The 10,868-nt window shown below is 72.4% G+C and carries 11 protein-coding genes; 3 read left to right on the top strand and 8 right to left on the bottom strand.

From position 1 onward, the window contains the following. The 5 genes from ACWGDE_RS30270 to ACWGDE_RS30250 all read right to left on the bottom strand — a co-directional run. On the bottom strand, nucleotides 1-730 hold a 730-nt coding region (locus ACWGDE_RS30270), incomplete at its 3' end, for a hypothetical protein (protein WP_453392219.1). 68 nt (nucleotides 731-798) lie between these two features. Next, nucleotides 799-2,067, bottom strand: coding sequence for a VWA domain-containing protein (locus ACWGDE_RS30265; RefSeq protein WP_453392218.1), 1,269 nt, complete (start codon nucleotides 2,065-2,067; stop codon nucleotides 799-801). 79 nt (nucleotides 2,068-2,146) lie between these two features. Then, nucleotides 2,147-3,127, bottom strand: coding sequence for a cytochrome d ubiquinol oxidase subunit II (gene cydB / locus ACWGDE_RS30260; RefSeq protein WP_453392217.1), 981 nt, complete (start codon nucleotides 3,125-3,127; stop codon nucleotides 2,147-2,149). A 36-nt stretch (nucleotides 3,128-3,163) separates the two neighbouring features. After that, nucleotides 3,164-4,684: a cytochrome ubiquinol oxidase subunit I gene (locus ACWGDE_RS30255; protein ID WP_453392216.1), complete on the bottom strand. Its 1,521-nt coding sequence runs from the start codon at nucleotides 4,682-4,684 to the stop codon at nucleotides 3,164-3,166. Further along, a complete protein-coding gene (locus ACWGDE_RS30250) occupies nucleotides 4,681-5,883 on the bottom strand; it encodes a TDT family transporter (RefSeq protein ID WP_453392215.1) in 1,203 nt (400 codons plus the stop codon). The genes ACWGDE_RS30255 and ACWGDE_RS30250 overlap by 4 nt, the downstream gene beginning before the upstream one ends. Nucleotides 5,884-5,953: 70 nt before the next feature. Between ACWGDE_RS30250 and ACWGDE_RS30245 the strand changes: the two genes are divergently transcribed. From ACWGDE_RS30245 to ACWGDE_RS30235, 3 genes are all read left to right on the top strand, one after another. Then, on the top strand, nucleotides 5,954-6,877 hold the full coding sequence (locus ACWGDE_RS30245; RefSeq protein ID WP_453392214.1) for a LysR family transcriptional regulator: 924 nt from the start codon (nucleotides 5,954-5,956) through the stop codon (nucleotides 6,875-6,877). 114 nt (nucleotides 6,878-6,991) lie between these two features. After that, entirely contained in the window at nucleotides 6,992-7,150 is a 159-nt protein-coding gene (locus tag ACWGDE_RS30240; RefSeq protein ID WP_453392213.1) for a hypothetical protein, read from the top strand. A gap of 13 nt (nucleotides 7,151-7,163) precedes the next feature. Beyond that, a complete protein-coding gene (locus tag ACWGDE_RS30235; RefSeq protein ID WP_453392212.1) occupies nucleotides 7,164-7,805 on the top strand; it encodes a disulfide bond formation protein B in 642 nt (213 codons plus the stop codon). Between the two features lie 101 nt (nucleotides 7,806-7,906). On the opposite strand, the gene ACWGDE_RS30230 is transcribed toward ACWGDE_RS30235, so the two are convergent. The 3 genes from ACWGDE_RS30230 to ACWGDE_RS30220 all read right to left on the bottom strand — a co-directional run. Next, nucleotides 7,907-9,022 carry a TDT family transporter gene (locus ACWGDE_RS30230; protein ID WP_453392211.1) on the bottom strand — a complete coding sequence of 372 codons (1,116 nt, stop codon included), beginning with the start codon at nucleotides 9,020-9,022 and terminating at the stop codon, nucleotides 7,907-7,909. Between the two features lie 60 nt (nucleotides 9,023-9,082). After that, nucleotides 9,083-10,006 carry an ECF transporter S component gene (locus ACWGDE_RS30225; protein ID WP_453392210.1) on the bottom strand — a complete coding sequence of 308 codons (924 nt, stop codon included), beginning with the start codon at nucleotides 10,004-10,006 and terminating at the stop codon, nucleotides 9,083-9,085. After that, the coding region (locus ACWGDE_RS30220) for an ATP-binding cassette domain-containing protein (RefSeq protein WP_453392209.1) at nucleotides 10,003-10,868 on the bottom strand (866 nt) is incomplete at its 5' end. The genes ACWGDE_RS30225 and ACWGDE_RS30220, both read right to left, overlap by 4 nt.

The following is a 10,868-nucleotide window of genomic DNA, read 5'->3' as shown; positions in this document are numbered from 1 at the left end:
GCCGGTGGCCGCCGATGCCGGCGAGCGCGGCGAGCACTCCGCCGGCCGCCGTCCAGAGCCAGCGGTCGGACCACCAGCCGCCGGACCAGCCGTCCTCGGGTTCGAGACCGGAGGCCGTGCCGGCGCCGGGGACCAGCGGCTTGGCGAGGGCGTTGTCGGCGGCGTAGGCACCGCCGACGTCCTTCGCCTCGGCCCGCAGGCGTGCCCGTACCGGCTGGCCGAGGTCCTCCTGCGCGAGGTCGGTCACCGTCAGGCGGATGTAATAGGCGCCCTGCAGCGGATCGTTGGCCCACTGGTCGGCACCCGAGCGGACCGGGCGCAGGGTGCACGACAGGTCGATCGTCGCGGCGTCCTTGGCGGCGGTGGCGGTCTGCGTGCCGTACATGCACGGCTGGCGGCGGCGCAGACCGTCGTAGACGTCGAGCTGCCACGTCGAGGAGGCGTGCCGGCCGGCCGCGGCGGGCAGGGTGACCGACGCCTGGACGGTGGCGCGCTGCCCCGAGTCCAGCGGGAGCACCCAGTAGAGGTAGTCGCCGGTGGAGGCGTCGGCCGTGGCCTCCTGGCCCAGCCGGACCGGGGTGGCCGTACGGAAGGCCGTACCGGCCTCGGTGGGGGCCTTCGGGCCGCCACCGGTGCTCGCCGAGGGCGAGGGGGAGGGGGAGGCCGCTACGGCGAGCAGGCTACCGCCCACGAGCAGCGCGGCGGTCAGCGCGCGCCGCGCGCCCCGCATGCCGCGTACGCCTCGGTCACGTCGTGCGTGTCCCACGGGAGTTCTCACAGGAGTTCTCACGGCACTCATCAGTTGGTCCTCCAGACCGCGATACGCCAGCGGGAGACCCAGCCCCACACCAGTCCGGCCAGGAAGCCGGTGAGCACCAGGACGCCGAGCAGCCACCAGCCGCGCCCGAGGCCGAAGGCGGCCACGTCGTTCGCGTCGGCCGGGCCGTCCACCACGTCGATGGTCAGTTCGACGGGCATGCCCGGGGTGGTCTTGACGGAGGCCGGAGCGGAGAAGGAGTTGCTGACCTGGAGGCAGACGGTCTCCACCCGGTCCGCGTCCTCTTCGTCCACGTCGGCGCTCTTGGGATAGCGCAGCCCGGAGGAGATCAGGTCGGTGCGGCCGTCCCCGGATTCCTGGCCGCGCACGATCTCCCGCCCGCTCGGCGTCGTGGCGCGCAGCAGGACCCCGTAGTCGTTGTTGACCGCGCGGTCGGCGCCGATGCTCACCGAAGCCCGCAGCTCCTGGCCGGGCTTGACGCCCACCCGGTACCAGCGGTGCTGCCCGAAGCTCTCGCGGTCGCTGTAGAGGCCCGGCTTCAGCTCCGGGGCCCCCTCGCACTGCTTGGCGCCCTCGGCGGCCACCGGGTTGACCACCGGCGTGGCCGCCCGGCCCACCAACTGGCGGACCCTGCCCGACAGTTCGGCGGTGTGCTGCACCGAGGTGTACGTACCGCCCGTGGCCTCGGCGATGCAGATCAGCTGGTTGCGGGTCTTCGCGTCGGGGACGAGCCCGAGCGTGTCGATGACCAGGTGGATGCCCTTGGCCGCGATCTCCCGGGCCACTTCGCACGGGTCGAGCGGGGCGCAGGTGTCCTCGCCGTCGGTGATGAGGACGATCCGCTTGGTGGCGTCGCCGCCCTTGAGGTCCTCGGCGGCACCGAGCAGGGCCGGCCCGATCGGCGTCCACCCGGTGGGGGCGAGCGTGGCGACCGCGGTCTTGGCCTCGGTCCGGTTCAGCGGCCCGACCGGGTAGAGCGGGCGGGTGTCCTTGCAGCCCTGGTTCCTGTCGTCGCCGGGATAGTTGGCGCCGAGGGTCCGTATCCCGAGCTGCACTTCGGCGGGCACGGCGTCCAGTACCTCGTTGAACGCCTGTTTCGCGGCGGACATCCGGGTCTGCCCGTCGATGTCCTGCGCGCGCATCGAGCCGCTGACGTCCAGCACCAACTCGACCTTGGGCGCTTCCTTCGCCACCGGTTCACCGGCGGCGGCACCTGTCGGGAACAACCCGGCAGCCAGGGTGACGAGCAGACCGCACGCACCGGCCGCCACCCATCTTCTAGTGATCATCGCCGGATCGTATTGAGATTCCCCCCACCGGCCAAACCGGGGACACCTCGCCGCGTTCGGTCTCCGGACACCGGCAGGCTCAGCCGACGCGCTTGCGGAAGACCCAGTAGGTCCACGCCTGGTACGCGAGGACGACGGGGGTGGCGAATCCGGCGACCCAGGTCAGGACCGTCAGCGCGTACGGGCTCGCCGCCGATCCGGCGACGGTCAGGGTCCAGGCGGGGTTGACGGAGGACGGCATGACGGCGGGGAACAAGGAGAGGAAGAGGACGGCGACGGTGGCCGCGACGGCCGTCGCGGACAGGGCGAAGGCCCACCCGTCGCGGTGCAGCGCGCTCTGCTCCACGGTGGCGACGAGCGCCACGACGGCCACGCTCACGACGACGAGCCCGCAGACCCGGCTGCCGCTGTGGACCTGCGTCCAGAACAGGAAGGTGCCGGTGACCACGGTGGTGATGTTCGCGAGGGTACGGACCTTCGCCCGGGCCCGGTCCCGTACGGGCCCCCTCGTCTTCAGCGCGGCGAACAGGGTGCCGTGCAGGGTGAAGAGGCACAGGGTGGTCAGCGCGCCGAGGAGCGCGTAGGGGTGCAGGAGGTCCAGGAGGCCGCCGGTGAAGTTCTTGTCGGGGCCGATGGGCACGCCGCGCACCATGTTGGCGAAGATCAGCCCCCACAGCGCGGAGCAGACCAGGGAGGTCCAGAACACGCAGCGGTCGCAGGTGAGTTTCCACCGGGCGTCCTCGCGCTTGTGCCGGTACTCCAAGGCTACGCCGCGCACGATCAGGCAGACCAGGACGGCGAGGATCGGCAGGTAGAAACCGCTGCACAGGGTGGCGTACCAGTCGGGGAAGGCGGCGAAGGTCGCTCCGACGGCGGTCAGCATCCACACCTCGTTGCCGTCCCAGACGGGTCCGATGGTGGCGAGGAGCACACCGCGTTCGTGGGCGTCGCGGGCCACGAGCCGGGTGAGGACGCCGATGCCGAAGTCGAAGCCCTCGAGGAAGAAGTAGCCGGTCCACAGGAAGGCTATGAGCACGAACCAGAGGTCGTGGAGTTGCACGGGTCGGTCCTCGGGGAGGGGGGTCAGCAGGGGGGATCAGTAGGCGAACGCGGGGGCGGAGTCGGATGGTTCGGAGCCGGAGGCGGGATCCGCCGGCTCCTCGGTCTGCGGGCCGGCCTTCGCGTACCGGGCCAGGAGCCTGACTTCGACGAAGGCGAGTGCGGCGTAGAGCAGGGTGAACACGGTCAGGGAGACGACGGCCGAGGTGGTGGAGACGCCGGGGGAAACCGCGTCCTTCGTCTTCAGCAGTCCGTAGACGGCCCAGGGCTGACGGCCCATCTCGGTGAAGATCCAGCCGAAGGAGTTCGCGATCAGCGGGAATCCCATGGTCACGGTCGCGGTCCGCCAGGACCACTTCGTGAGGAAGGGGCCGAGCTCGCGGCTCCTGGTCAGCATCAGGCGGGGCACCTCGTCGGGCCCGGTGCGCATCCGCGGGTCCAGCAGGCGCCTGGTGCGGGTCAGCCACAGGCCGGCCGCTCCGGCGGCGAAGGAGACCATGCCGAAGCCGATCATCAGCCGGAAGCCCCAGAAGGTCATGAAGATGCTCGGGATGTAGTCCTCGGGCTTCCCGCCGAACAGGGCCGCTTCCCGGCGGGCGGTGTCGTTGATGCCGGGTACGGCGCCGGTGAAGTCGTGGTGGGCGAGGAAGGACAGGACTCCGGGCACCTCGACGGCCACGTCGTTGCGTCCGCGGCTCACGTCGCCGACCGCGAACACGGAGAAGGGAGCGGGCGCCTGCGTGTCCCACAGGGCCTCGGCCGCCGCCATCTTCATCGGCTGCTGCTCGAACATGACCTGCCCGAGGCTGTCGCCGCTCACCGCGGTGGCCGTGCCCGCGACGACGGCGAGGGCGAGCCCGAGGCGCAGCGACGTACGCATCACGGCCGTCCGCCTGCCGGGACCGCTCCGGCCGCGCTTGGCCCGCCACAGGTGGTAGGAGGAGATGCCGACGACGAAGGCGGCGCCGGTCAGGAACGAGGCGGAGAGCGTGTGCCAGGCCTGGACGAGGGTGGTGTGCTGGGTCAGGACCGCGAGTACGTCGTTCATCCGGGCCCTGCCCGTCGCCTTGTCCAGGGCGTAGCCGACGGGGTGCTGCATCCAGGAGTTGGCCGCGAGGATGAAGTACGAGGACAGGACGGTGCCGATCGAGACCATCCAGATGCAGGCGCAGTGCACCTTCCTCGGCAGCTTGTCCCAGCCGAAGATCCACAGGCCGATGAACGTGGACTCCAGGAAGAACGCGACGAGCGCCTCGAAGGCCAGCGGCGCCCCGAAGACGTCGCCGACGAACCGCGAGTAGTCGGACCAGTTCATGCCGAACTGGAACTCCTGGACGATGCCGGTGACCACGCCCAGCGCGATGTTGATCAGGAAGAGCTTGCCCCAGAACTTGGTGGCGTGGAGGTACTTCTCCTTGCCGGTCCGCACCCAGGCCGTCTCCAGCCCGGCGGTGACGGCGGCCAGGCTGATGGTGAGCGGTACGAAGAGGAAGTGGTAGACGGTGGTGATGCCGAACTGCCAGCGGGCCATGGTCTCCGGCGCCAGTGCGAGGTTCACGAAGCGGCCTTCATCACGGCGGTACGGGTGGCCGCGCGGGCGACCGCGACGACGGGGGCGGCAGGGGCGGGGGGAGGCAGGAACAGGGTGCCGCGCAGGGCGCCGCGTGCGGTACGGACCCCCACCACGGCCCATGCGGCGACCAGCAGGACGTACAGGGCGACGGCGGCCCAGACGAACAGGTCCGCGCCGGTACGGGCGGCCAGACCGGTGCTCCCGGTGACGCAGGTGCCCACGGGGAAGGTGAAGCCCCACCAGGTCAGGTTGAAGGGCAGCCCGCTCGTACGGGCGGTCCGTACGGTGACGGCGGCCGCGATCGCCAGCCACAGCATGGCGAATCCCCAGGTCACCACGCCGAAGATCAGCGCGAACACCTGCAGGCCCTGGGCGTAGGGGGCGGGCAGGGCCGAGGGGGCGGCGTTCGCGAGCAGCCCGGCCGCGGTGACCGACTGGCCGAGGGGGCCGAGCACGATCCAGAGGGTGGGGACGGCGCCCGCGGCGGGCGCGGGGTGGTGCACCAGCCGCGAGTAGATCATGGTGATGATCACGAACGCGGCGATCAGGCTGATGCCGAACATCGCGAGGCAGGCCAGGATCATGGTCAGGCGCAGCTGGCCGTCCTGGGTGTGGGGGACGAGCAGGGCGCCCATCGCGGCGGAGACCATCGGGGGAACGACGGGCATCAGCCAGCCGCCGAAGGCCGCGTCGGGCGCCGCCGCACGCCGGGTGATCATCCGGTAGGGGACGGCGAAGGCGGTCAGCAGGCCGAGCGCGGTGCCGGTCAGCCAGAGCACCCAGTCGACGGTGACGGCGGCGTTCAGCCCGATGACGTCCTTGCCCAGCAGCAGGGTGCCGGCGCCGACGGTCATCAGGGCCATGGGGGGAGCCCCGTAGAACTGCGACATCACGGGGTTGGTGCCGTGGGCGCGGGCGTTGTCGCGGTGCCGTACCCAGTGCACGGCCCAGGCGGCGCACATCGCGAGCAGGAGCAGGGCCGCGACCGCCCACACCACCGTGGCGGCGGTGCGCAGCCCCGGGATCCGCACCGGCAGGGAAGCCGCCGCGTTGGCGACGATCCCGGTTCCCATGACCGAGGCGAACCAGTTCGGCCCCAGGTAGCGGAAGGCGTCGCGGGGTCGTTCGAGATCGCGCAGCAGTCGGCGCTGCGAGGGGGCGGAGGGTGCGGTCCTGTTGCTCATGACCTCACCCTCGGCCGGTGCCGCGCGTCGCGGTAGCGGGATCAGATCGATGCATCCATAGAATGGTTCTATGCCCATCTCCCCGCGCGTCCCCGACCTGCCCGCCCTCGACCTGCTGCTCAGCGTCATCGAACTGGGCAGCCTGGGACGGGCGGCCGAGGCGCACGGCATCAGCCAGCCCTCGGCCAGCTCCCGCATCCGCTACCTGGAGAAGCTCGTCGGCCTTCCCGTACTGGAACGCTCGTCGCTCGGCTCGAAGCCCACGCCGGCCGGTGCGCTGATCGCCGAGTGGGCCCGGACCGTGATCGACGCGGCCCACGAACTGGACGCCGGCATCGATGCCCTGCGCGAACGCCGCAGCTCCCACCTCAAGGTCGCGGCCAGCCAGACGGTCGCCGAGTACCTGGTCCCCAAGTGGCTCATCGGGCTGCGGGCGCAGCACCCCGCCACCAGCGTCGCGCTCGAATCGGGCAACTCCGCCGACGTGGCCCGGGCGGTACTGGAGGGCCGCGCCGAGATGGGCTTCATCGAGAGCCCCCGCGCACCGAAGGGGCTGGAGAGCCGGGCCGTGGCCAGGGACCGGCTGCTCGTCGTCGTGGCCCCGGCCCACCCGTGGGCGCGGCGCACCGCCATCACCCCGGAGGAGCTGGCCGGCGCCTCGCTGATCCAGCGGGAGGCGGGATCGGGCACCCGTACGGCCTTCGAGCGGGCGATGACGGCCCACCTGCCCGACTGGCAGCCCTCCGCCCTGCTGGAGCTCGCCTCCACCACCGCCATCAAGACCTCCGTGGCCGGCGGCGCCGGGCCCGCCGTCCTCAGCTCGCTCGCCGTCGCCGACGAACTGGCCGCCGGCACCCTGCGGTCCCCGGCGGTGACCGGCCTCGACCTCGGCCGCTCGCTGCGCGCGGTCTGGCCCACCGGCAGGCGTCCGACCGGTCCGGCCCGGGACCTGTTCGCCCTCGCGCGCAGGCACCTCGCCGCCGAGGGATCGTAGAACCACCTGGAGGTCATAGAACCGCCCTATGGATCCATCGATCCGTTACCGCTACCGGGCCGGAACTCCCCGCCGGAGGATCAAGTCGTAATCCTCCGATGAAGCAGGGACACCATGTACACCATCCTCTTCCTCCTGATCTCCGTCTGCGTCCTGGCCGTCCTGCGCGACGGGCCACGCCGGACACGGATGCTGCTGTGGGCCGGGACCCTGAGCCTCACGCTCCTCGCGTTCCTCCCCCACCTCGACCGCGCCTTCAACCTGAGCTTCTGAGGAGGAGCAGAACATGTCCACCACCGCCACCCCCGTCGCCCGTCCCGTCGCCGCCCGCACCACCGGGCTCACCCACCGCCTCGGCCTCTGGTTCGCCCACGTCTACGTCCTGGGGATGTGCGCCACCATCGGCGGCGCCTACATCTTCCAGTTCGGCCTGGGGGAGTACCCCTGCCCCATGTGCCTCCTGCAGCGGATGTTCATGCTGCTCAGCGCCATCGGACCCGCCATGATCATCGCCCGGTCCCGGAAGGGCGCCGTGAGCACCCGGGAGTTCGCCTCGGGCTGGGGCGTCGCCATCGTCTCCGCCCTCATCGGCGGCACCGTCTCCGGCGCGCAGGTGCTGATGCACATCAAGCCCGGAGACCCCGGGTACGCCGGCGCCCTCTTCGGCCTCCACCTGTACACCTGGGCCGCCATCACCTTCTTCCTGGCCGCCCTCGCCGCGGGCGTCAACCTCGTCCTGGCCGAGGAGGTCCGCCCCCTGGACTCCGCGACCGGCTCGCCCGCCCTGCGCCGCGCCGCCACCGTCACCCTGGCCGTGCTCGCCTTCTTCGCCGTCAGCAACTTCGTGGCCTGCTTCTTCCTGCAGGGCTTCCACTGGCAGATGCCCGGCGACCCCACCGGCTACCAGTTCTTCACCGATCTCTTCTGATCGCGGGGAGCCCGTACCCCTCTCGCCCCCCCGCTTCCCCGTCCGGCCACCGGCCCGGGCGGGGAAGCGGCGTCTGCGGCCCGGTTACGTCCGCGGCCCGGCTACGTCGCCGGAGCGAGGGTTTTGGCGAGCAGCCCGCGCAGCGTGTGGACGCCGGCCACCAGCCAGGCCAGTACGAGGAACGTGTACAGCGCGCCCGCGATCCAGGCGCAGGCGGTCAGGCCGGTGTGCCGCGCCAGCCCCTCCGCTCCGGTGACGCAGGTGCCGACCGGGAAGGTGAGGGCCCACCAGGTCATCGAGAAGCCCATGCCCTGGCGCTGGGCGCGCAGCACCACCACCAGCGCCACGGCGAACCACAGCAGCGCGAACCCCATGGTCGGCACCCCGTAGAGCACCGCCAGCATTCTGAAGCCCTCGGCGTACGGGGCCGGGAGCACCTGCGGGGCGGCGTCGGCGAAGTTGTTCGCCGCCGTCGTGGACTGCCCCAGCGGGCCGAGCACCAGGAAGAGCGTCGGCGTCAGGGCGAGCGGCAGCCGCGGGCCGGCCAGCAGCCGGGCGAAGACGATGGGGAGCAGGAACACCGTCGCCAGCAGGCTCAGGCCGAACATCGCGTAGCAGCCGAGCAGGAGCGCCTGGCGCCACTGACCGGCCGGCAGGTGCGGGATCAGCAGCGGGCCGAGTGCGGCGGCGACCATGGGCGCGACCACGGGCAGGATCCACACCGGTGAGGCGCTGCCCGGCTTCAGCTCGTGCCGCGACGCCATCAGGAAGGGAATGGCGCCGGCCACGAGCAACCCGATCGCCGTCCCGGCGGTGAACAGCACCGTGTCCACGGCGACGGCCGCGCCCACGCCGATCCAGTCCTTCCCGACGATCATCGTGCCCCCGCCCACCGCCAGCAGGGCCATGGAGAGGCACCCGTAGAACGGCGCCATCGTCGGATCGAGCAGATGGGCGCGCGCCTGGTCGCCGTGGCGCACCCAATGGGCCGTCCGGGTGATGAGCAGGACCGCCAGGAACACGGCGGACAGGGCCCAGACCATCGTGCACGCCGTGCGCAGGCCCGGGACGTGCCAGGGGAGGGCCGCGCCGGCATTGGCGACGATGGCGGTGCCCATCACGCTCGCGTACCAGTTGGGGCCGAGACCGCGCACCCGCGAGCCCTTGCGGCCGGCCTCGGGGCGGGGCGGGGAGTCCGTCGGTGCGGGTGAGGTCATGGGACCACGGTGACCCGGCGCCGCCGCCGCGACCATTCGGGCCGGCCCTCCTCGGGCGGGTCAGGGACCGGTGGGCTTCCGGTCGGGAGGGAGGCCGGGGCGGAGGCCCGGAGGGAGGCCGGGGTGGAGGCCCGGAGGGGGGCCGGGAGGGAGCCCGGGAGGGAGCCCGGCTTCGGCCGTCGGGTGGACGGGCGGCGCGAAGCGGACCGGGGCCCGGAAGCGGGCCTTGCGGGCCGCGCGGCGGAAGGTGGTCAGGACCGCCGGCCCGGCCAGGGCGATGCAGACCAGGTTGGTGACGGCCCGCCCGGTGTCCCAGCCCAGCGAGGTGGCCAGGTCGAAGGCGAGGTAGCGGTGGAACTGCTCGGTGAAGGGCAGGCCGGGCAGGTAGGCGATGGAGCTGTTCGGGTCGAGGGAGAAGGGCCAGAAGGAGAGGTTGAGGAGGAAGCCGAAGAGGTAGCCCGACAGGGAGCCGTAGACCGCGAGCACGGCGACCTCCCGGCGCCCGGTCGCCCTCGGGAGGAATCCGGCGAGCATGCCGACGAAGGCGCAGCCGAACATCTGGTACGGCATCCAGGGGCCGATGCCGCCGGTGATGAGCGCGGAGGCGAAGAGCGAGGTGCACCCGAGGGTGAAGCCGAAGCCCGGTCCGAAGACCCGTCCGGCGAGGACCAGGATGAAGAAGACCGTCTCGATGCCGGCCGTACCGGCGCCGAGGGGGCGCAGGGCGGCGTTCACCGCCGACAGGACGCCCAGCATCGCCAGGGCCTTGGAGCTGATGCCGCCCTCGGCGATCTCGGAGATCACCACGCACAGCACGACGACCAGCAGGACGCCGAAGATCAGGGGCGGGGCGTAGTTCGAGCCGAACGTGCCGGGGGCCACCAGGAACGGCCAGAAGAACGCGACGACGCCGAGGAGGGCGGCCATGGCGATGACGGCCCCGGCCCGCGGGCCGATCCGGATGGCGTGCGTGCGTGCGCTCATGAGCCGGGGCCCGTCCCGTCCTCGGCGAGGGCGCGGGCGACCTGGGCGACCGTGAGGTACGGGAGCGGGGCGAGGATCTTGGCCGTCTGGGGGGCGAAGACCGGGGACGCGACGATCACCTCGGTGGTGGGTCCGTCGGCGACGACGTCCCCCTCGGCCATGACCACGACCCGGTCGGCGGCGCGGGCCGCGAACTCGACGTCGTGGGTGGAGATCACGACCGCCCGGTCCTCGGCCGCGAGGCCGTCGACGATGCGGACGAGCTCGGCCTTGGCCGCGTAGTCGAGGCCGCGGGTGGGCTCGTCCAGCAGCAGGACCCGCGGGGCGGCGGCCAGTTGGATGGCCAGGACCAGCGCCAGCTTCTGGCCCTCGGAGAGGTCGCGGGGGTGCGTGGAGCCGGGGATGCCGGGCGCCAGCCGGTCCAGGATCGCGCGTGCGGACGTACGGCCCTGCGCGCCGGAGCCGGACTCGCCGTCCGCCTGGTCGAGTTCCTGCTCGACGCTCTCCAGGTACAGCAGGTCGGTCGGGGTCTGCGGGACCAGGCCGACCAGCCGGCGGGCCTCGGCGGCGGAGAGCGTGCGCGGGTCCGGTGCCTTCGGAGCGCCCGGCGCCTTGGCTCTCACGGCACCGCCGCGGGCCCGTGGGCCTTCGGGAGCCGGGGCAGCCGGGGCGGTCGGGGTGGTCGGGGCGGACGCGGTCACGGCCACGGAGCCGGACTTGCGGGGGCCCGAGCCCTGCAGGGCCCACAGCAGCGAGGACTTGCCGGAGCCGTTGCGGCCCATGAGCGCGGTGATCTCGCCGCCGCGCAGGTCGAGGTCGACCTCCCGGACGGCGGGCACGCCGTGGTAGGACACGGTCACCC

Source organism: Streptomyces sp. NPDC054956 (genome assembly GCF_053609185.1).
The sequence above is the reverse complement of the archived record's forward strand: the minus strand, read 5'-3'. Positions and strand labels throughout refer to the sequence as shown.